21 protein-coding genes are annotated in these 19,595 nt (G+C 73.6%); 14 read left to right on the top strand and 7 right to left on the bottom strand.

Going from position 1 to position 19,595, the window contains the following annotated elements; all coding sequences use genetic code 11:
- Nucleotides 1-31: 31 nt before the first annotated feature.
- Together BM237_RS15260 and BM237_RS15255 are read right to left on the bottom strand one after the other, a co-directional pair.
- On the bottom strand, nt 32-2,776 hold the full coding sequence (locus tag BM237_RS15260) for an HAD-IC family P-type ATPase (RefSeq protein ID WP_093850181.1): 2,745 nt from the start codon (nt 2,774-2,776) through the stop codon (nt 32-34).
- 4 nt (nt 2,777-2,780) lie between these two features.
- On the bottom strand, nt 2,781-3,674 hold the full coding sequence (locus BM237_RS15255; protein ID WP_093850180.1) for a universal stress protein: 894 nt from the start codon (nt 3,672-3,674) through the stop codon (nt 2,781-2,783).
- 364 nt (nt 3,675-4,038) lie between these two features.
- On the opposite strand from BM237_RS15255, the gene dhaK reads away from it, so the two are divergent.
- The 3 genes from dhaK (at nt 4,039) to dhaM (ending at nt 6,154) form a co-directional block, all read left to right on the top strand.
- Nucleotides 4,039-5,031: a dihydroxyacetone kinase subunit DhaK gene (gene dhaK / locus BM237_RS15250; RefSeq protein WP_093850179.1), complete on the top strand. Its 993-nt coding sequence runs from the start codon at nt 4,039-4,041 to the stop codon at nt 5,029-5,031.
- A 116-nt stretch (nt 5,032-5,147) separates the two neighbouring features.
- Entirely contained in the window at nt 5,148-5,747 is a 600-nt protein-coding gene (gene dhaL, locus BM237_RS15245) for a dihydroxyacetone kinase subunit DhaL (protein WP_093850250.1), read from the top strand.
- Complete coding sequence (dhaM, locus tag BM237_RS15240) at nt 5,744-6,154, top strand: dihydroxyacetone kinase phosphoryl donor subunit DhaM (RefSeq protein WP_093850178.1); 411 nt, start codon at nt 5,744-5,746, stop codon at nt 6,152-6,154. Before dhaL ends, dhaM begins: the two co-directional genes overlap by 4 nt.
- Nucleotides 6,155-6,173: 19 nt before the next feature.
- Here the strand turns inward: dhaM and BM237_RS15235 are convergent, their stop codons facing one another.
- Nucleotides 6,174-6,731, bottom strand: coding sequence for an ATP-binding protein (locus BM237_RS15235; RefSeq protein ID WP_245793638.1), 558 nt, complete (start codon nt 6,729-6,731; stop codon nt 6,174-6,176).
- A 138-nt stretch (nt 6,732-6,869) separates the two neighbouring features.
- Here BM237_RS15235 and BM237_RS15230 point away from each other — a divergent pair, with 138 nt between their 5' ends.
- From BM237_RS15230 to BM237_RS15215, 4 genes are all read left to right on the top strand, one after another.
- A complete protein-coding gene (locus tag BM237_RS15230) occupies nt 6,870-7,730 on the top strand; it encodes a Sco1979 family transcriptional regulator (protein WP_093850177.1) in 861 nt (286 codons plus the stop codon).
- 1 nt (nt 7,731) lies between these two features.
- Nucleotides 7,732-7,968, top strand: a complete 237-nt coding sequence (locus BM237_RS15225; protein ID WP_093850176.1) for a DUF397 domain-containing protein — start codon at nt 7,732-7,734, stop codon at nt 7,966-7,968.
- 130 nt (nt 7,969-8,098) lie between these two features.
- Nucleotides 8,099-8,929 carry an SAM-dependent methyltransferase gene (locus BM237_RS15220; RefSeq protein WP_245793637.1) on the top strand — a complete coding sequence of 277 codons (831 nt, stop codon included), beginning with the start codon at nt 8,099-8,101 and terminating at the stop codon, nt 8,927-8,929.
- A gap of 384 nt (nt 8,930-9,313) precedes the next feature.
- Nucleotides 9,314-9,994, top strand: coding sequence for a lysophospholipid acyltransferase family protein (locus BM237_RS15215; protein WP_093850175.1), 681 nt, complete (start codon nt 9,314-9,316; stop codon nt 9,992-9,994).
- Between the two features lie 93 nt (nt 9,995-10,087).
- On the opposite strand, the gene BM237_RS15210 is transcribed toward BM237_RS15215, so the two are convergent.
- Nucleotides 10,088-10,489, bottom strand: a complete 402-nt coding sequence (locus tag BM237_RS15210; RefSeq protein WP_093850174.1) for a DUF3291 domain-containing protein — start codon at nt 10,487-10,489, stop codon at nt 10,088-10,090.
- 148 nt (nt 10,490-10,637) lie between these two features.
- Here BM237_RS15210 and BM237_RS15205 point away from each other — a divergent pair, with 148 nt between their 5' ends.
- Nucleotides 10,638-11,309, top strand: a complete 672-nt coding sequence (locus BM237_RS15205; protein ID WP_342746236.1) for a MerR family transcriptional regulator — start codon at nt 10,638-10,640, stop codon at nt 11,307-11,309.
- Nucleotides 11,310-11,346: 37 nt separating this feature from the next.
- On the opposite strand, the gene BM237_RS15200 is transcribed toward BM237_RS15205, so the two are convergent.
- Both BM237_RS15200 and BM237_RS15195 read right to left on the bottom strand, forming a co-directional pair.
- A complete protein-coding gene (locus BM237_RS15200; protein ID WP_093850172.1) occupies nt 11,347-12,078 on the bottom strand; it encodes a hypothetical protein in 732 nt (243 codons plus the stop codon).
- A 1-nt stretch (nt 12,079) separates the two neighbouring features.
- Nucleotides 12,080-12,715, bottom strand: coding sequence for an RNA polymerase sigma factor (locus BM237_RS15195; RefSeq protein WP_175541019.1), 636 nt, complete (start codon nt 12,713-12,715; stop codon nt 12,080-12,082).
- Nucleotides 12,716-13,118: 403 nt separating this feature from the next.
- Between BM237_RS15195 and BM237_RS15190 the strand changes: the two genes are divergently transcribed.
- The gene (locus BM237_RS15190; protein WP_245793644.1) at nt 13,119-13,874 is read left to right on the top strand and encodes an SAM-dependent methyltransferase; all 756 of its coding nucleotides are present in this window, start codon (nt 13,119-13,121) and stop codon (nt 13,872-13,874) included.
- A gap of 390 nt (nt 13,875-14,264) precedes the next feature.
- Here the strand turns inward: BM237_RS15190 and BM237_RS15185 are convergent, their stop codons facing one another.
- Nucleotides 14,265-14,546, bottom strand: coding sequence for a GlsB/YeaQ/YmgE family stress response membrane protein (locus BM237_RS15185; protein WP_093850170.1), 282 nt, complete (start codon nt 14,544-14,546; stop codon nt 14,265-14,267).
- A 623-nt stretch (nt 14,547-15,169) separates the two neighbouring features.
- Here BM237_RS15185 and BM237_RS15180 point away from each other — a divergent pair.
- The 5 genes from BM237_RS15180 (at nt 15,170) to BM237_RS15160 (ending at nt 19,567) form a co-directional block, all read left to right on the top strand.
- A complete protein-coding gene (locus BM237_RS15180) occupies nt 15,170-16,552 on the top strand; it encodes an FAD-binding oxidoreductase (protein WP_093850169.1) in 1,383 nt (460 codons plus the stop codon).
- Nucleotides 16,553-16,684: 132 nt separating this feature from the next.
- Entirely contained in the window at nt 16,685-17,128 is a 444-nt protein-coding gene (locus BM237_RS15175; RefSeq protein ID WP_093850168.1) for a DUF6153 family protein, read from the top strand.
- Between the two features lie 109 nt (nt 17,129-17,237).
- Nucleotides 17,238-17,903: a DUF305 domain-containing protein gene (locus tag BM237_RS15170; protein WP_093850167.1), complete on the top strand. Its 666-nt coding sequence runs from the start codon at nt 17,238-17,240 to the stop codon at nt 17,901-17,903.
- 174 nt (nt 17,904-18,077) lie between these two features.
- Nucleotides 18,078-18,476: a four-helix bundle copper-binding protein gene (locus BM237_RS15165; protein WP_175541023.1), complete on the top strand. Its 399-nt coding sequence runs from the start codon at nt 18,078-18,080 to the stop codon at nt 18,474-18,476.
- 194 nt (nt 18,477-18,670) lie between these two features.
- The gene (locus BM237_RS15160) at nt 18,671-19,567 is read left to right on the top strand and encodes a F510_1955 family glycosylhydrolase (protein WP_093850165.1); all 897 of its coding nucleotides are present in this window, start codon (nt 18,671-18,673) and stop codon (nt 19,565-19,567) included.
- Nucleotides 19,568-19,595: the final 28 nt, after the last annotated feature.

The raw sequence follows: 19,595 nt of genomic DNA, 5'->3' as shown, positions 1-19,595 counted from the left end.
CGGCGGCCCCGCCACCGGATGAGGCCCCCGCTCATACCAGCTGTCGGCGGAGCCGCTTGTCGACGGCGACCGCGAGGGAAGCGAGCAGCGCGATACCGAGGATTCTCAGCCACGCCTCCCCGTCGATCGGAGCGGTGTGGAACAGCCCGTTCATGGCCGGCAGATAGGTGATGGCGAGCTGGCCGGCCATCTGGGCGAGCACTCCCCCGATGATCCACCGGTTGCCGAAGACCCCGGCGCTCCACATGGAGCGGGTCAGCGAACGGCAGCTGAACAGGTAGAACAGCTCGACGGCGACGACCAGGTTGACCGCGGCGGTACGCGCCTCGGCCAGGCTCGCGCCCTCCGCCCGTTCCCAGGTGAACAGCCACCAGGCCCCGCCGACGATCAGCGCGGAGACCAGCAGGACACGCAGGGCCAGCCCTGTCGTCAGCAGGGGCCTGCCGGGGTCACGGGGCCTCCGCCGCATGATCCCCTCCTCCTTCGGCTCGAAGGCGAGCATCAGCCCGAGCGCGACGGCGGTGGTCATGTTGATCCACAGGATCTGGGTGGGCAGGACCGGCAGCGTGGCACCGAACAGGATCGCCACCAGGACGAGCATCCCCTGCCCCAGACTCGTCGGCAGCACCCACACGATGAACTTGACGAGGTTGTCGAAGACGCCGCGGCCCTCCTCGACCGCGGCCTCGATGGTGGCGAAGTCGTCGTCGGTGAGCACCATGTCGGCGGCGTCCTTGGCCACCTCGGTACCGCCCCGTCCCATGGCCACGCCGATGTTCGCCTGCCGCAGCGCCGGGGCGTCGTTGACCCCGTCCCCGGTCATGGCCACCACCTGGCCCCGCGCCTGGAGCGCCTCGACCAGCCGGAGCTTCTGCTCCGGGGACACCCGGGCGAACACCCGGGCCCGCTCCACCGCGTCCGGGTACTCCCGCGCCGGCAGCGCGTCCAGATCGGCCCCGGTGAGCACCTCCCCCTCACGCCGCTCGGTCAGCAGGCCGATCCGGCCGGCGACGGCGGTGGCGGTGGCCGCGTGGTCGCCCGTGATCATCTTGACCCCGATGCCGGCCGTGCGGCACGCCCGCACCGCGTCGACCGCGGCGGCCCGGGGCGGATCGAGCATGGCCTGCAATCCGGTGAACACCATGGAGTCCGGCGGCGCTCCCTCCCCGAAACCCCCCGGTTCCGCTCCCGGCAGCTCGGCGGTCGCCAGGACCCGCAGCCCCCGGCCGGCCAGCTCGTCGGCGGCGCGCAGAACCGCCCCGCGGTCCAGCGGCCGGACGGCGCCGTCGGCTCCCATTCCGGCCGAGCACAGCTCCACGACCTGTTCGACGGCGCCCTTGACCAGCAGGAGGTGGCCGTCCGCCTCCCCGCCCCGGTGCACAGTGGCCATGTACCGCCGCTCGGAGCTGAAGGGGACGGTGCCGACGCGGGGGAACGCCGCGGGGACGTCCGGGCCCAGGCCCCCCTTGGCCGCCGCGGCCAACAGCGCGCCCTCGGTGGGATCGCCCGTCAGGCTCCAGCGTCCCTCCCCGCCGGACTCCGCGGCCCCGCCGGTGAGGACGGCGTCATTGCACAGGGCCCCGGCCAGCAGACACCGGTACAGCGCCCGGTCCGCCGCCACGGAGACGGTACCGCCGTCCCCGCGCCGGAACTCGCCGTCCGGGGCGTACCCCGAACCGGTCACGGAGAACTCGCCGTCCGGTGTCCGCACCGCCCGCACCGTCATCTGGTTCTCGGTCAGCGTCCCCGTCTTGTCCGAGCAGATGACGGTGGTACTGCCGAGCGTCTCCACCGCCGGCAGTCTGCGGATCACCGCCCGTCGGCGCGCCATCCGCGACACGCCGATGGCCAGGGTGATCGTGACCACCGCGGGCAGCCCCTCGGGAATGGCCCCGACCGCCAGGGCCACCGCCGCGGTGAACGTGTCCGACGCGCCCTGCCCACGGGCCAGACCGATCGCGAAGGTCAACGCCGCCAGCACCAGGATGACCACCGTCAGCACCCTGCTGAACCTGGCGAGTTTCTCCGTCAGCGGCGTGGTCAGCACCCGCGCGGCGCCCACCAGCCGGTGGATCTCCCCCAGCTCGGTGCCGGCCCCGGTGGCCACCGCGACACCCGCCCCGCGCCCGGCCGTCACCAGCGTGCCGGAGTGGAGTGTGTTGCGCCGGTCGGCGACCGGCGTCAGCGGGTCCAGCAGCACCTCGTCCTTGGCGACGGGGACGGACTCGCCGGTCAGCGCCGACTCGTCCACCCGCAGCTCCACCGCCCGCACCAGGCGCACGTCGGCCGGCGCCTTGTCCCCGGCCTCCACCAGCACCAGATCACCGGGGACGAGATCCTCCGAGGGCACCGCGTGCTCGCGCCCGTCCCGCATCACCCTGGCCGTGGTGCGCACCATCGACCGCAGGCTGTCCAGCGCGGCCTCGGCCTTCGACTCCTGAACGAAGCCGACGAGCGCGTTGACCAGCACGACCGCGAAGATCACCGCGGAGTCCACGGACTCGCCCAGTGCGGCGGTGACCGCGCCCGCGGCGATCAGGATGTAGATCAGCGGATGGTGGAACTGGCGCAGGGCCCGCAGCAGCGGCCCGCCGCGCGCCGCGGCGGGAAGCGTGTTGGGCCCGAAGCGATCCAGCCGCCGCGCCGCCTCGTCCCCCGCCAGACCGCGGTCGGGGTCGGTCCCCAGCAGCAGCACGACCTCGTGGACGGGCAGCCCGTGGTGGGCTTCACCGGCGCGGAGGACGGAACTCGCGGAAGAGTCCGGACGGCGCGGCACTGCCTCACTCCTTCCGGTCCGCTCCGAAGGCGCGTACCACGGCGACGGGGCAGTGCGCGTGGTGCAGGGCGGCCTGACTGACCGAGCCCAGCAGCAGACCGGAGAAACCGCCCCGGCCGCGCGCCCCGACCACCAGCAGCTGGGCACTGCCGCTGGCCTCGATCAGCGCCTGGCGGGCGCCCCCCTGGACCAGCTGCCGGTGCACGGTGACGTCGGGGTACTTCGCCTGCCAGCCCGACAGCGCCTCGGCCATCGCCCGCTCCTCCTCGTCCCGGAGCATGTCCACGTCGTAGACCAGGGGCAGCGGCTCGGCGGGGCCGCCGGAGACCGGGCCGGTCCAGTTGTTCCAGGTGTGCATCGCGACCAGGGCCGCGCCCCGCGCCGACGCCTCGGCGAACGCGAATCCGACGGCGGCCTCGCCGGACGCCGAGCCGTCCACGCCCAGCAGCACGTGTCCCGTCGGGTCCGGCCTGCCGCGCACCACCAGGACCGGACAGCGGCTGTGCGCGGACAGGTGCACGGCGGTGGAGCCCAGCAGCAGTCCGGTGAAACCACCCAGGCCGCGGCTGCCGACCACGACCAGGGACGCGGTCTGCGACCGGGCCTCCAGCACCGTCAGCGGCTCACCGACGACGACCTCGCCCTCGACCTCGATCCCGGCCTCCGCGCCGCGCGCGTGCTCGACCGCCTGCGCCACCAGCTGGTCGGCCATGTTGCGCAGCCCGCCCTCGGGCGGGCCCATCGGGGACGGCCCCAGCGGCACGTGCAGGACCGGCCACAGGAACGCGTGCACCACCCGCAGTCCCACACCGCGCAGCCGTGCCTCGTGTGCCGCGGCGGCCACCGCGTCCAGGCTCGACGGCGAGCCGTCCACTCCCACCACGACCGGTCCGTTCATCTTCCCTCTCCCAACTCCGTGCGGAAGCGGCGGCCATGTCCATGCTGTCCGCTCAGCTTCTCCGCACCGTGTTCCCTTGTTCACTGATCACACTGATCTTCTCCCATGCTCCTCCATAGGGCCGTACGGCCGGGGGCCGGGGGCCACACGTCCTTCGTTCCGTCCGGAAGCCGCCCGGTGCTCGCCCGGTTACCGTCAGGCAATCGCTTGGCACACTTTTCCGGAGTGAGCGGGCTCCCGGCCATCCGTCCGCACGACGTGGGGGTGACCTGGAGCACATTCACCGCGATACTGATCTTCTCGCCCCTTTCCGCCCCCGCTCCTGTCCCCGTTCGGCGTCCGCCGTCCCCTTCCGGAGGTAGTCATGAAGATGCTGATCAACGTGCCGGAGACGGTGGTGACCGATGCCCTGCGCGGTATGGCCGCCGCCCATCCGGAGCTGACGGTCGACGTGGAGAACCGGGTGGTGGTGCGCCGGGACGCGCCGGTCGCGGACAAGGTGGGACTGGTCTCCGGCGGCGGCTCGGGGCACGAGCCGCTGCACGGCGGCTTCGTCGGTCCCGGGATGCTGGACGCGGCCTGTCCCGGCGAGGTGTTCACCTCGCCCGTCCCGGACCAGATGGCACGGGCGGCGGCCGCCGTGGACAGCGGCCGGGGGGTGCTGTTCGTGGTGAAGAACTACACCGGCGACGTGCTGAACTTCGACATGGCCGCCGAACTGGCCGAGGACGAGGGTGTGCAGGTCGCCAGGGTGCTGGTCGACGACGACGTGGCGGTGGTCGACAGCACCTACACCGCCGGACGGCGCGGTACCGGTGCCACGCTGTTCGTGGAGAAGCTGGCGGGCGCGGCGGCCGAGGCGGGAGCGCCGCTGGAGCGTGTGGAGGCGGTGGCCCGGCAGGTGGTGGAGTCCTCCCGCAGCTTCGGCGTCGCACTGAGCGCCTGCACGACTCCGGCCCGGGGTGTGCCCACCTTCGACCTGCCGCCCGGCGAGCTGGAGCTGGGCATCGGCATCCACGGGGAACCGGGCCGCGAGCGGCGGGGGATGATGACCTCCGGCGAGATCGCGGACACGGTGGTGGACGCGGTCCTGGACGACCTGCGCCCGGACCTCCCCGTACTGGCGCTGGTCAACGGCATGGGCGGCACCCCGCTGCTGGAGCTGTACGGCTTCGCCGCCGAGGTCCACCGCGTGCTCGGCGAACGCCGCGTGGCCGTGGCCGGCACCCTCGTCGGCAGCTACGTCACCTCGCTCGACATGGCGGGCTGCTCCGTCACCCTGTGCCAGGCGGACGAGGAGCTGCTGCGGCTGTGGGAAGCGCCGGTGCGCACCCCCGCGCTGCGCTGGGGGATTTGATCCCGGGCGGCCGGGCAGGGAACCGGACGCAGCCACCGCAGCCACCGCAGCCACCGCCCGCAGACAAGGAGACCGTGGTGACCGTCGCACTGGACGCCGACTTCTTCCGCCGCTGGATGTCCGCGGTCTCGGCCGCCGTGGACCGGGAGGCGGACCAGCTGACCGAGCTGGACTCCGCCATCGGCGACGCCGACCACGGCGCCAACATGCGGCGCGGTCTGACGGCCGCGGTCGCCTCCCTGGAGGAGGAGGCCCCCTCCTCCCCCGGCGCCGTGCTCGCCCTCGCCGGGCGCCGGCTGATCTCCACCGTCGGCGGCGCCTCGGGCCCGCTGTACGGGACACTGCTGCGCCGCACGGGCAAGGCGCTGGGCGCGGAGGACAGCGTGGATCCCGGGCGGTTGCGGGAGGCGCTGCGCGCCGGGGTGGAGGCGGTGGCGCAGCTGGGTTCCGCGGCGCGGGGCGACAAGACGATGCTGGACGCGCTGTACCCGGCCGTCGAGGCGCTGGGCGATTCGGGTGACGACTTCGGGGCGGCGCGCAGGGCCGCCGAGGAGGGGGCGGCGGCCACCGTGCCGATGCGGGCGCGCAGGGGCCGGGCCAGCTATCTGGGCGAGCGCAGCGTCGGGCACCAGGATCCCGGCGCCACCTCCTCGGCACTGCTCTTCGCCGCGCTCGCCGACACCGCGGGCACCGTCGCGACCGGGGAGTCCGCATGAGCGGGGTGAGCGGCCGGGTCGGCGTCGTGCTGGTCTCGCACAGCAGGCAGGTGGCCGAGTCCGTCGCCCAGCTCGCGCTCGGTCTGGCCGGCGGCGCCGACGTCCCCGTAGCGCCCGCCGGCGGCACCGGGGACGGCGGGCTGGGCACCAGTTCGGAGCTGATCACCGAGGCCGCCCGCAGGGTCGACCGGGGCGCGGGCGTGGCGGTGCTGGTGGACCTGGGCAGCGCGGTGCTGACGGTGCGCACGCTCCTCGCCGAGGAGGACGAACTGCCCCCGGGCGCCCGCCTGGTGGACGCGCCCTTCGTCGAGGGTGCGGTCGCGGCCGTGGTCACCGCCTCCACCGGCGCGGACCTGGACGCGGTCGCGGCGGCCGCGACGGAGGCGTACGGCTACCGCAAGGCCTGACCGGCGCCCGGGACGCGCGTCAGCGTTTCGCGGCGAAGGGCGGCAGCCGGGCCCACACCGACCAGCCGCAGCCGTGCACCTCCCGGATCCCCCAGGCGTCGCTGACGGCCCCGACCAGCAGCAGCCCCCGGCCGTGCTCCTCCCCCGGCGGGCGTGTCCGGGAGGTGGGGCCGGCGGACGGGCCCGGGCGGCGGCCGCGCACCTCCAGACGCAGCGGCGTCCCCTCCTCGGCCGCGGCGCCCTTCTCCTGTCGCAGTTCGCACACCACCGATCCGCTGCCGGTGTGCACCACCGCGTTGGTGAACAGCTCCGAGACCACCAGGACCGCCGTGTCGCGGCTCTCCTCGTCCGCACCCCATCCGGCCAGCAGGCCCCGGACGAGGCGGCGCGCCCTCGCCACCGACTCGGCGCGCGCAGGCAGGGCGAACTCCGTTCCGCGCGGCGGAGGCCGGTCTCCGGCTGCTGCGGCCGGGCGGCCGGTCCCGCCCGACGGGACGGCCGGTTCCAGCGGTGGGGGGAGGAGGCGGTCGTGGGGGGCGCAGCACGCCCTGGACCGCATCGAGGTGAACCGTGTCACACCGTCACTATGCTCACCGCACGGGACAGTTGGCAAGGGCCACTCTGAATCGTGCAGAGTTGCCGGTGCAGGGTGTTCGCTCCGTCAACTCCGTGGCACACTGCGGGACATGGCCAGGACACGCAGGAGGAACACGCGATGAGCGAGCCCCGGTCCGCCCCGACCGTGGGCCAGCTCGTGCTGGGCAGACGGCTCCAGGACCTGCGCGAGAAGGCGGGGATGAGGCGCGAGGAGGCCGCGAAGGTCCTCCACGTCGCCTCCGCCACCATCCGCAGGATGGAGACGGCCGAGGTCGCGCTGAAGATCCCGTACGTCCGTTTACTGCTGGAGGCCTACGGGGTCACCGGCCACGACGCCGGGACCTTCGTCGCACTGGCCGAGGAGGCCAACAGGCCCGGCTGGTGGCAGCGGTTCCGCGACGTGCTGCCGGACTGGTTCAGCGTCCACGTCAGCCTGGAGAGTTCTGCCAGGGTGATCCGGGCCTACGAGCCGCATGTCGTCCCGGGTCTGCTGCAGACCGAGGAGTACGCCCGGCGCATACTGCGCAAGGGCGCGGTCGGCCGGGCCGTCAAGGGCGAGGTCGAGCGGCATGTGGCGCTGCGCATGGAGCGCCAGCGCCTGCTCACCCGCGCGGACGCCCCGCGCCTGTGGGTCCTGGTCGAGGAGACGGCCCTGCGCCGCCCCGTCGGCCCGCCGCAGGTCATGCGGGCCCAGGTCGACCGGCTGCTGGAGGATGCGGAGCGGCCGAACGTCACCCTGCAGATCACCGAGTTCTCCTCCGGTTTCCACCCGGGCACCTACGGGCCGTTCGTCCTGTTCCGCTTCGGGCTCCCCGAACTCCCGGACATGGTCTACGTGGAGTACCTCACCGGCGCCGTCTACCTGGACGAGCGCACCGAGGTCGCCTCCCACCTCGAACTCCTGGACCGCATGTCGGCCCAGGCGGCAACGGCACGACGCACGAAGGAGATCCTCCGGGATTTCCGCAAGGAGCTCTGAGATGGACCGCATATACAACGGCATGCGCGCCAGCGACCTCGGTGCCGAGGGCTGGCACCGGCCGTGGAGCGGCGGCAACGGCGGCAACTGCCTGGAGGCGAGAAGGCTGCCCGACGGCCGGGTCGCCATCCGCCAGTCCACCGATCCGGACGGTCCCGCGCTGATCTACACCCCCGGTGAGATCAGCGCTTTCGTCCAGGGCGCCAAGGCGGGAGAGGCGGACTTCCTCCTCTCCTGAACCCGCGGGCCCCCGGCCGGCCGGCTCCAGGCCCGCCTGCCGTCCGGGGGCCCGTGCACGCACCGCCCCGCCCGGTCCGCCCGGTCCGCCCGGTCCGACGACCACTCATACAGACGTAAGGACACACCACATGGCCGACGACATGAGCTGGACACGGAGCCGTTCGGCCCGGGAGCCGGTCGAGATCGACACCTCCGTCCCCAGCATCGCCCGCGTCTACGACGCCATCCTCGGCGGCAAGGACAACTACCCGGTGGACCAGGAGATCGCCGAGCAGGTGGCCAGGGCCTTCCCCGACGGAGGCGAGGGCGCCCGCACCAACCGCAGGCTGCTGGTGCGGGCGGTGCGCCACATGGCCCGCCGGGGCATCGACCAGTTTTTGGACATCGGTTCCGGCCTGCCCACCGCACAGAACACCCACCAGGTGGCCCAGGAGGTCAACCCCGGGGCGAAGGTCGTCTACGTCGACAACGACCCCATCGTCCTCGCCCACGGCCGCGCGTTACTGGAGGACGACGACCGCACCGTCGTCGTCACCGCCGACATACGCGAGCCCGACGTCCTGCTGGGCCACCCCGACGTGACCGGCATGCTGGACCCCGGCCGCCCGGTGGGGCTGATCCTCAACGCCGTGGTCCATCACCTCCTCGACGAGGAGGATCCCGACGGGCTGGTGGAGACCTACAAGAAGTGGCTGGGGCCGGGCGGCTACCTGCTGCTCACCCACTTCTGCTCCTCGACCCCCGAGGCCCGCGGCCTGGAGTCGGTGCTGCGGCAGGCCCTCGGCCGGGGTCAGTTGCGGAGCATGGCGCGCATCGCCGCCTTCTTCGAGGGCCTGGAGATGGTCGAGCCCGGCGTGGTCTACCTGCCGTACTGGCAGCCCGACGAGCCGGTGAAGACTCCGCTGGACATCGCCGGCCTGCTGGTGGCCGGCGGTCTGGGCCGCAAGCCGGGCCGGTAGCCGCCGGCCTCACCGCCGTTCCGGTCCCGCGTCCGTACGGTGCGCCGAGACGTACGGCCGCGCACGGCGGGCCCCGCCGCTTCCCCCACGAGCGGCGGGGCCCGCGCATATCCGCTCCCGTGGAGGGCTGAGCGGCCCATCCGGCGATCTCACCGCTTGGCACACTTTTCCGCCGCTCTCCGAAAGCACCGCCCCCACCCCCGGCGCGCTCTGCCGCCCCGGGCCGTGCGGGAACGCCCGGAGGCGGATGAGTACGGCTACTCAGGCGCCGCCGGGCGCGCCCGGCGAGGATGGGGTGCGCCGCCCCTCCCGGCGTCCGGCATCGAGCGCCCGGCGTCCGGCGGAAGCACCGGAACCGCGCAGGAGTACCCAGAGGAGCCCGCCGTGCTCAGCACCGTCGCCCGTACCGTCGTCCCCGCTCTCGGCCGCCTGCGGGTCACCTCCGACCCCGGCGCCGACATCGCGCCCGGCAGCATCGTCGCCGCCAACCACACCTCCCTGGTCGACCCCGGCGTGGTCCTGGCCGCCCTGCACCGCCTGGATGCCCGGCCCGTGGTGCTGGCGACCGCCGGACTGTGGCGGATACCCGGTCTGCGCCAGGCCCTCGTCCGCGACGGGCACGTGCCGGTGCACCGGGGCACCGAGCGGGCCGCCGCCTCGCTGGAGGGCGCCGCCGCCGCGCTCGCGGCGGGCCGGATCGTGCTCATCTACGGCGAGGGCGGTCTGCCGCGCCGCGCGGACTCCGGCGAGGCCGAACCCGGGCCGTTCCGCAGCGGGCTGGCCCGGCTGGCACTGGCCACCGGCGCCCCGGTGGTGCCTCTCGGGCAGGCCGGCTCCCGCCGGATCAGCTCCGGGTCCACCGCCAAGCAGGTCGCCGGGTTCGTCACCGCCCCGCTGCGCCGTCCCGGTGTGCACGTCCACATCGGCGAGCCGGTCCTGCTGTCGGGCGACGTGGTCACGGCCACCGCCCGCGCCCGCCGGGCGGTCGTCGCCGCCTGGCGGGTCGCGGCGGAGCGGGCCGGCCACCCCGTCCACTCGCGCGGGGACTTCTCGGCGACCGCCTGAACCGCCTCCGTTCCGAAGGGGGCGGAGGCGGCGCTCTCCCGTCGTTTCCCCTTCGTTCCCCCGTCGGGATGGCCGGGTGCCGTCGCGGGTGGGTCAGGGCTGCCGGGGCCGCGCCTGCGCCAGGCGGTCGCGGGCCTCCTCCCAGGAGACGGGCAGACGCCCGGCGGGGACGGTCCAGAAGACGAAGTGGGAGTCCTTGGTGGCGGGCCGCAGCCGCTTCATGATCGACCTGTGCGGCTCGGCCCCGGCGTAGGCGTACAGCGCCTCCTCGCTCTCCCAGGCCGAGAGGGTCCAGAAGACGCCGCGGCCGAACTGGGCCATGAGCGACACCCCGAGGGCTCCCCGGGACCGGCGGGCCTGGCGCCACGACGCCAGGGAGAGCCGGAAGAAGCGGGGAACGTGCCGCAGGGAGGCGACCTCCAGCCGGGAGGCCATGACGACGGCCTCGGTGGCGGGAGCGGCCGGGTTGACCGTGGTCCAGGAAAGTTCGGGCATGGCGCGGGGTCCTTGACTCGCGGGCAGGCGCACGGCGTCACCTGCGATGAATAGTGACACTATCTACTATCGATAGCGGCACGTTACACTCTCCAGTCAGCTCGCGGTACACACCGCACCCGCCGCAGAATCGAGGAACCCCGTGAGGATGTCCGAGCTGAGCCGCCGCAGCGGTGTCCCCGTCCCGACGATCAAGTTCTATCTGCGGGAGGGACTGCTGCGGCCCGGCCTGGCGACGGCCAGCAACCAGGCCGAGTACGACGAGGACCATCTGCGCCGGCTGCGCCTGGTCAGAGCGCTGATCACCCTCGGCGGCCTCTCGGTGGCCGCCGCCAGGGAGGTTCTGGAGGCGGTCGCCGAGCCGCTCGACCGGTACGAGACCCTCGGCGTCACCCACTACGCCCTGAGCGCCCCGGTGTCCGCGCGGGCGGACGGAAAGAGCGCAAGGAACGCGGAAGGCGGGGAACGCGGGAACGGCAGCGCGGCCGAGGTGGAGCGGCTCATCGAGCGGATGGGCTGGAACATCACCGAGCGGTCGCCGCTGCGCGAGGCGCTGGCCGCCGGGCTGCGGGCGCTGCACGAGGTCGGCGCCGGCTACGGCGCCGACGAACTGGTGCCGTACGCCGAGCTGGCCGCCGCCACCGCCCGGCTGGACCTGGACCAGCTCGCCGGGATCGAGGACCGCATCGACATCGCCGAACGGGCCCTGGTGCTGACCGTCCTGATGGAGCCGGTCCTGGCCGCCCTGCGCCGGATGGCACAGGAGAACGAGGCCGCGCTGCGGTACGCCGGCGAGGACGGGAGCAACACCGGCGAGTGAGCCCCCCCGCCCGCGCCACCCGGCGTCCGCACCCGCCTCAGTGGGGGCGGGGCCCGGCCAGTTCGTCCGGCAGGCCCGGCTCGGGCCGGGGGATCTCGCCGTAGTCCTCGTCGTCTCCCTCGACGCGCAGCCGGTTGACCACCGCCTCCACCGCGGGCGGCAGCCGGGGATGCCGCCCGCGGTGGCACTGGCTGAGCAGGTCCCGGCGAATGGCGTCCGGCAGCAGGAAGCCGTGCGGGCCGGGCACCGCGGCGGTGCCGCGGGGGGCGCGGGCGGCGGTGCCGGCACTGCCCAGCAGGGCGGCCTGCCCGCGCCAGTAGTCGGCGTCCCGGAACTCCCCCAGGCGCCGGTGGTGGAGGCAGAGGCAGAAGGCCGCGGTGCGGCTGCCGCCCCCGGCCGCGAACTGCCACCAGAACTGGGCCGCGTCCCGGTGGCCGACCAGATGGAGCAGGCAGGCGAAGACCAGGGCGCCCTCGGGCTCGGTGCGCCGGTGGTCGACCAGCCTCGCCAGGCTCCGGGCCGCCCCGGGCGAACCCACCACCAGGGAGATGGCCAGGTCCAGGTCGTGGGCGGCCTGTTCGTGGACGGTGCGGTACCGCCATCCGGTGTCCGTGCGCGAGGGCGGCCGCGCGGAGGGCGGGCCGGCGTCCGGGGCACGGGCGATGCGCTCCCGGGCTGCGGCCGGGTCGTAGTCGTCGTACTCGCCGCCGAGGACCTCGGCCCGCTCCAGCAGCGCGTCGATCCTCCGGTGCTCCCCGATGCCGCGCACGTTACCGCTCCCCCTTCCTGTGGTTCCTTCCCGGGCCCAGCCTGGCCGCCAGTTTCCTCTTGGCGTGCCGCACCTGCGCGCGCACGGCGACCGTGCCGCAGCCCAGGTACTCGGCCACATCCTCCTCGGGACACCCCAGTACATAGCGCAGGACGACGATGTCGTGCTGCCGTTCGGGCAGTTCGGCGATGGCCGCGTACAGGCGCAGCCCGTTCTCCAGGGAGGTGAAACCGTCCGCTCCGTCCGTCCCGTTCACTCCGTCCGTCTCGTCCAGCAGTTCGTCCAGCAGCCGGCCGCGGCAGGCGGCCTCGAAGGCCGCGGTCTCCGCCAGCGCCGGGGCACGGCCGTGGTGGTCCAGCCACTCCCGGATCCGCTCCTTGAGCACCGCCCAGGCGTAGGCCGGGACGGACTCCTGTTCCAGCACGTGGTTCCAGTGGCTCAGCAACTGGGCGCAGGCGGCCTCCACGACCGCCTCCGCCCCGGTGCGGCTGCCCACCTGGGTGCGGGCGTACCTCAGCCACGCCCGATGGTGGTACTCGTGGAAGGCGTCGAAGGCCAGGGTTGTCCGCCTGTGGCGGGCAGAGGGTTGTGGGGGGTCGGCGTCCACGTCGACGGGGACGTTGTCAGGGGTGTTCACCGCGGGTCTTCCCGGCTCCGTGTGGGTGCTCGTCGGGTCGTCGGTCGCGGGCGACCCGCCCCGCGGGCGCCGCGGCGCTCCCGGGTGGAGGCCGCCGCCGGCGCGAGGGGACGGGACCTCGCCCGCCAAGCCAATCGGATCGTGGGCATCGTCGGACAGTGGTTTTCCCAAAAAATGAGCCCAGCGTAATAGTGTGATTACCGCCGTGATGGGTGGAGGGGACGGTACAGCACACCCCCCTTCCCCAACCACCCTCTCCCGCAGTCATGTCGGGAATCCGGTGGCGAACCGACGAGTACTCACGAAGGGCGGGGTCAAGGTGTCCCAGACGGTCGACGGCACCACCGGCGGCGCGGACGACAGCGCGGTCGACCTGGAACTGGACCGGGCGCACTCCGCCCGCATGTACGACTACTACCTCGGCGGCCACACCAACTTCCCCGCCGACCGCGAGGCCGCCGGGCGGGCCATGGCCCTCTTCCCCTCCGTCCTGGTCGCCGCCCGCACCAACCGGGAGTTCACGCACCGGGCCACCCGCTTCCTGGCCACCGCCGGCCTGCGTCAGTTCCTCGACGTGGGCACCGGCATCCCCACCTCGCCCAACCTCCACGAGGTGGCCCAGGGGGTGGCCCCCGAGTCGCGGGTCGTCTACGCCGACAACGACCCCATCGTCCTCGCCCACGCCCAGGCCCTGCTGCGCAGCCACCCCGCGGGACGTACCGCCTACGTCCAGGCCGACGCCACCGACCCGGCCGCCCTCCTGGCCTCTCCCGAGGTGGAGGAGACCCTCGACCTGGGGGAGCCGGTGGCGCTCAGCCTCAACGCGCTTTTGCACTTCGTGCCCGGCGAGCACCGGGCACACGAGATCGTCGAGCACTTCAAGGACGCGCTGCCGTCCGGCAGCACCCTGGCCATCAGCCATGTCACCCCCGACTTCGACCCGGAGGGCATCGCCCGCCTCACCGAGGCCTACCGCGCCTCGGGAACCCCCGGACAGGCCCGCACCCGGGAGGAGTTCACCCGGTTCTTCAGCGGCTGGGAGCTGTTCGAGCCGGGGATCACCACCTCCCACCGCTGGCGTCCCGACCCCGGCCAGACCTTCGGCGACGTCAGCGACGCCGAGGCGGCCTGCTACGCCGCGGTCGCCCGCAAGCCCTGACTCCGGGCCGCCCGGACACCGGGGCCGTCTCCCGCCGGGCGGGGCGACGGATTTCCGGTGCGGAATTCCCGGGAGGGTAATTCCGCACCGGACAATTCTCCGGTCGGCGCGGGTGGACCGAAGAAGGAAAAACGCTCCACGATCCGGGCCGTCCGGCCGGACTCCCCTTTCCCGCCTTTCCTCCCGGCGGGTCTCGGCCGGAGTCAAGTGCGCGGAGCGCACGGCGCACCCCCGGCGGTCCGCTGTGATGAGCGGACCGCCGGGGGTGCGCGAATCACCCGCGAGCCGGTCGGCGGTTCCGGTCCGAAGGGCTCGCGGCACCACGCCGGCCGGCCGGTGCTGCGACGGGTCGGTCACCGGCCACCACATGTCCGGAGGACCCGTACCGGGTCAGGCGTGGACGTGGCGGCGGTTGCCGCGGCCGGTCACGGCCCGGTAGACGGCCAGAACGATGACCGAGCCGATGATGGCGGCGATCCAGGTGGAGAGATCGAAGAATCCGTCGATCGAATCGACGCCGAATATCACCTTGCCGAGGAAACCGCCGAGAAGGCCGCCCACGATACCGATCAGCATCGTGACGAGGATGCCGCCCGGGTCCTTGCCCGGCATGAGGGCTTTGGCGATCGCTCCGGCGAGCAGACCGATGAGAATCCACGCGATGATGCCCATGTCTGGGTACCTCCTTGTCGTCTTCAAAGAAGCGCATTGCCATGAACTCGCCACCCAAACAAGGGAGTTTTCCGGAACGCCGCAAAAGGCGTGCGGAGCAGGGGATTTCCTTCCCGCGCCGGCCGCTCCCCCTCCGCGCGGCACCCTGCCGACCGGGGCCCTCCACGAGTGGGGCGGGCCGCTGCCGCCGACCGCGGGCCGACCCGGCGCCTCGCCCTGGCCCCGTGTCAGGCCGAGTCGTACGGAGTCGAGTTGGAGCTCCCGTCCCACGGTGCCGCGGCCTCACCCGTGAGCACGGAACGCCGGTCGAGTGGCACACCGGCGCTCCCGGCACGCCGGGCGGCCCAACGGGCTGTTCCGGCCGGGAGCCGCGGCGCCCCCGGTATCCGGCTCCTTCCGGGAACGTCGAGGGATGGCAGACACCCGCCCGGACATCGGCGCCGTCATCATCGGTTCCGAGAGCCGCGCGGGCTGTCCCGACGAACACCGTGTTCCTCCCCCGCCCGTCTGATCCACCGCTCCTCCCGCCCGGGTCCATCGGCGGGATGTACCGCTCCGTCCCGCCCGGGGCTACGGTGGAAGGTGAGGTCCGACCGGTGCCCCGACGAAAAAAGGGGGGCGACATGGTGTCCCGCAGCGTGGGCGGAACAGCCCTCACCGACCTCCGCGCCGGCTTCGCCGGCGATGTCATCACTCCCGGCGACGCGCCCTACGACCAGGCCCGCACTGTCTTCAACGCGATGATCGACCGGCGTCCCGCCGTCATCGCCCAGTGCGAGACCGAACGCGATGTCGCCGAGGCGATCCGGTTCGGGCGGGCCGGCGGTCTGGAGATCGCGGTCCGCGGCGGCGGGCACAGCGTCGCGGGCATGGCCCTGACCGAGGGCGGCGTCGTCGTCGACCTGCGGCGCATGCACACGGTCGTGGTCGACCCCGGCAGGCGCACCGCGCGGGTCGGCGGCGGCGCCGTCATGAGCCACCTGGACCGGGCCACCGAGCCGTACGGTCTGGCGACGACCGGCGGCCGGGTCTCCACCACCGGGGTGGGCGGGTTCGTGCTGGGCGGCGGCTCGGGCTGGCTGGACCGCAGGTTCGGGCTGGCGAGCGACAACCTGCTGTCCGCCGAGCTGGTCACCGCGGACGGCCGCACCGTGCGCGCGAGCGAGGAGGAGAATCCGGAGCTGTTCTGGGCGCTGCACGGGGGTGGCGGCAACTTCGGCGTGGCCACCTCGCTCACCCTGCGGCTGCACCCGCTTCCGGAGGTGACCGCGGCCCTGCTGATGTGGCGGCCCGAGGCGGGACCGGATGTGGCGCGGGTCTACCGCGACTTCCTGGAGTCCGCCCCGGACGAGGTCGGCGGGGGGCTCATCTACCTGACCGCGCCGCCCGAGGAGTTCGTCCCCGCGGACATGGCCGGGAAGCTCGCCTGCGCTGTGCTGATCACGTACGCGGGCGGCATGCAGGAGATGCGCGATGTCGCCGAGCCCATGCTCGACATGGACCACGACGCCGAGATGATCACCGAACTGTCCTACGCCGACCTGCAGTGCATGCTCGACGACCCGCCCGGTTACCGGAACTACTGGTCGGCCGAGTACCTGGCCTCCTTCCCGGACCCGGCCGTGGACGCCTTCTGCGCCCGCGCCGCCGATCTGCTCGTGCCCTCGCCCTCCCAGCACGTGCTCTTCCCCCAGGGCGGCTCGGTCACGCGGGGCTCCGGAGACCACCCGATCCCCTGGCGGCGGGCGCCGTGGGTGGTCCATCCCTTCGGGCTGTGGGAGGACCCGGCCGACGACGAGCGCGTCAGGCGGTGGGCCCACGACGTACGCGCGGACGTCGGGCCCTGGTCGACCGGCGCGGTCTACCTCAACTTCATCGGGCACGAGGGCGAGGACCGCGTGGTCGCCGGGTTCGGGCCGGACAACCACCGGCGGCTGGCCGCGGTCAAGGCCGAGTACGACCCCGGCAACGTCTTCCGGCTCAACCACAACATCAGGCCCGGCTGACGCCGCTCCCGCGCGGCGTGCCGGGTGTGGCGGGCGAGCCGTGAACCGGACGACAGGTCCGAGACCACCCCGCTCGCCGCCCGCCTCACCCCGCTCCAGGCCTCCGTGACGGCGCGTCCGTAGAATGTCCGCGTGAACCGGCGACCGCACCCACCGACCCGCCCCCACCGGGCCCGGGTCCGCACGGTGCTGCTGGTTCTGGCGGTGCTGACCGGAGTGGTGGCCATGCACGGCCTGGCTCCGGCCGGAGCGACCGCCCCGTCGAACGCTCCTCACGGCGCGCCCGCGGCCGGCCACGCGATGCCCGCGGACGCGGACGCCGCCGCGTACGGCTCCCCCGGCAGTGTCGCGAGCAGCGCCTGTGCGCATCCGGACCACGGGACGAACGGGCACCCGGACCACGCCGACGCCACCTGCGCGGCCGTGGGCACCTCCGGCCTGCCCGTCCTGCCGGTGCCCCCAGCCTCCGCCGTCGCCCCGGCGGCGGAGTCGCCCTTTGCGGGGCGGGCCCCCTCGGCGGCCTTCTCCGGCCGCGCTCCCCCATCGCTGAGCGAACTGCAACTCCTGCGCATATAGGCGCGCCTCCGCGCGGCAGCCGCCCCGTCCGGGAGCCGGCGCCGCGCGCGACGCGCCCGTATCCCGCCCCCCTTCGGGGCTTCCCTCCCCAGCAGGAGTTCGCATCACCATGACCGCACACCGTTTCGCCGCACACCGTTTCGCCGTGCGCCGCGCCGCCCTCGCGGCGGCCACCGCGACCGCCGCCGCCGTCCTGGCCGCCTGCGGTTCCCAGGAGCCCTCCCCCACCGGCCCCGGCGCTCACGACGACAAGCCCGCCGCGGGCTCCTCCGCCCCGGCCTCGGCCGGCTCCCACAACGCCGCCGACGTCTCCTTCGCCCAGGGGATGATCCCCCACCACCGGCAGGCGGTGGTGATGGCCGAGATGGCCGAGACCCGGGCGGCCTCGCGGGAGGTCAGGGACCTGGCGGCCGAGATCAGGAAGGCCCAGGACCCGGAGATCGAGACCATGTCCGCATGGCTGGAGTCCTGGGGCGAGCCGGTGCCCCCGGAGACGGAGGGCATGGACGAGATGGACCACTCCGGTCACGGCTCCCACGGGATGAGCGGGATGATGACCCCCGAGGAGATGGCGGAGCTGGAGAAGTCCTCCGGCAAGGCGTTCGACACCGCCTTCCTGGAGATGATGATCGAGCACCACGAGGGTGCGGTGGCCATGGCCGAGGACCAGAGGGAGAACGGCTCCTACGGCCCGGCGAAGGCCATGGCGGACGACATCATCACCGCCCAGAACGCCGAGATCGACACGATGGACGAGCTGCTCGGCCGGAAGTAGAACCGGTGCGGGGAGTCGGGGTCCGCACGACGCGGACCCCGATTGCCCCGATTCCCGGTTTACGCACCGCTTTCGGGTGTTACCCGTTCGCACGGCACCGCGGAGCCTGCGCCACATCCGGACAGGCCCGCGGGATCGAACGGAACCATGTGAAAGGGGACAACCGTGACGACGATGGTCAGCGAGATGCTGCGCACCTACCCGGCCGACCTCGGCGGTGTGAACCGCGAGGCCATGGAACGCTGCATCGCCGAGTGCTTCGACTGCTCGCAGGCCTGTACGGCGTGCGCGGACGCCTGCCTGTCGGAGGACATGGTCGCCGAGCTGCGCAAGTGCATCCGCACCAACCTGGACTGCTCGGACATCTGCGAGGCCACCGGCAAGATCCTGTCCCGGCACACCGGCTACGACGCCAACATCACCCGCACCCAGCTCCAGGCCTGCGCCATGGTCTGCAAGTCCTGCGCGGAGGAGTGCGAGCGCCACGCCGACATGCACGAGCACTGCCGCATCTGCGCCGAGGCCTGCCGTCGCTGCGAGCAGGCCTGCAACGAGCTGCTGGCGACCCTCTGAGGTCCTCTCCGAGTCAGGGGACCGCCGCCCCCTCCGCCGCCCCGGCCCCCGGCCGGGGCGGCGCCGCGTACGGGCGGGGTCTGCCGCGCCCTCCACGCCGGGCCCGGTGGCGGTCGTCGTAGATTGGCCGACGGCGCCGCACCGCACCGCACCGCACCGCACCGCACCGCACCGCACCGACGACAGGATCCCCGATGCCGCTCCGTTCCCGCCCCCGCCCGCGTCCCCGTTCCCTGGCCGCCGCGACGGCCCTGCTGGCCGCCGTTCTGGCCGGTTGCTCGGGCGGCCAGGACGACCACCAGGACTCCTCCGCCGGACATTCCCACGACGGCGGAGCCGGCATCGGCCACATCCACGGCCTGGGCATCAACCCCGGGGACGGGAAGCTCTACGTCGCCACCCACCGCGGCGTTCTCGCCGTCGACGGCGAGGGCTCCGCGAAGCGCGTGGGCGACACCGCCGACTACATGGGCTTCGCCGTCGCCGGACCGGACACCTTCCTCGGCAGCGGCCACCCGGCCGAGGGCAGCGACGAGCCCGCCAACCGGGGCCTGATCGAAAGCACCGACGCGGGGAAGACCTGGAAGGCCCTCTCCCTGGCCGGCGAGGTCGACTTCCACGCCCTGGAACAGACCGGCGGCACCGTCTACGGCTACGACAGCACGAACGGGATGCTGCGCGTCAGCGAGGACGGCGAGAACTGGGACGAGCGGGCGAAGCTGGCCGCCCTGGACATCGCCGTCAGCCCCGCCGACCCCGATACCGTCCTGGCCACCACCGCCGACGGCGTCGCCCGCAGCACCGACGGCGGCAAGACCTTCACGGGCGGCGCCGAACCGGTGCTGGCGTATCTGTCCTGGGCCGGTGAGGACGGGCTGTACGGGATCGCCTCCGACGGCACGGTGCACCGCAGCGGCGACGGCGGCGGAAGCTGGACGGAGACCGGCACGGTGCCCGGCGGGCAGGCACAGGCGCTCACCGCGGTCACTCCCGACCGCGTTCTGGCCGCCACCACCGGCGGTGTCCACGAGTCCACCGACGGCGGCAAGACCTTCGCCGAGCGCCTGGAGATCTCGGCGAGCGACCACTAGGGACCCGGGGACCGGGAACGCCCCCCGC

It is taken from the genome of Streptomyces mangrovi, assembly GCF_900114215.1.
Classification (GTDB): Bacteria; Actinomycetota; Actinomycetes; order Streptomycetales; family Streptomycetaceae; genus Streptomyces; species Streptomyces barkulensis.
This window is presented reverse-complemented; position numbering and strand designations above follow the sequence as displayed.

Bases quoted from the DNA above. Each gene is read 5' to 3' on its own strand.
- BM237_RS15170 (WP_093850167.1), top strand. From the start codon at position 17,238: ATGACCGCACACCGTTTCGCCGCACACCGTTTCGCCGTGCGCCGCGCC.
- BM237_RS15230 (WP_093850177.1), top strand. From the start codon at position 6,870: ATGAGCGAGCCCCGGTCCGCCCCGACCGTGGGCCAGCTCGTGCTGGGC.
- BM237_RS15165 (WP_175541023.1), top strand. From the start codon at position 18,078: ATGGTCAGCGAGATGCTGCGCACCTACCCGGCCGACCTCGGCGGTGTG.
- BM237_RS15190 (WP_245793644.1), top strand. From the start codon at position 13,119: ATGTACGACTACTACCTCGGCGGCCACACCAACTTCCCCGCCGACCGC.
- BM237_RS15210 (WP_093850174.1), bottom strand. From the start codon at position 10,489: ATGCCCGAACTTTCCTGGACCACGGTCAACCCGGCCGCTCCCGCCACC.
- BM237_RS15185 (WP_093850170.1), bottom strand. From the start codon at position 14,546: ATGGGCATCATCGCGTGGATTCTCATCGGTCTGCTCGCCGGAGCGATC.
- dhaL (WP_093850250.1), top strand. From the start codon at position 5,148: ATGTCCGCGGTCTCGGCCGCCGTGGACCGGGAGGCGGACCAGCTGACC.
- BM237_RS15225 (WP_093850176.1), top strand. From the start codon at position 7,732: ATGGACCGCATATACAACGGCATGCGCGCCAGCGACCTCGGTGCCGAG.
- BM237_RS15180 (WP_093850169.1), top strand. From the start codon at position 15,170: ATGGTGTCCCGCAGCGTGGGCGGAACAGCCCTCACCGACCTCCGCGCC.
- BM237_RS15220 (WP_245793637.1), top strand. From the start codon at position 8,099: ATGGCCGACGACATGAGCTGGACACGGAGCCGTTCGGCCCGGGAGCCG.
- BM237_RS15160 (WP_093850165.1), top strand. From the start codon at position 18,671: ATGCCGCTCCGTTCCCGCCCCCGCCCGCGTCCCCGTTCCCTGGCCGCC.
- dhaM (WP_093850178.1), top strand. From the start codon at position 5,744: ATGAGCGGGGTGAGCGGCCGGGTCGGCGTCGTGCTGGTCTCGCACAGC.
- BM237_RS15205 (WP_342746236.1), top strand. From the start codon at position 10,638: ATGTCCGAGCTGAGCCGCCGCAGCGGTGTCCCCGTCCCGACGATCAAG.
- BM237_RS15255 (WP_093850180.1), bottom strand. From the start codon at position 3,674: ATGAACGGACCGGTCGTGGTGGGAGTGGACGGCTCGCCGTCGAGCCTG.
- dhaK (WP_093850179.1), top strand. From the start codon at position 4,039: ATGAAGATGCTGATCAACGTGCCGGAGACGGTGGTGACCGATGCCCTG.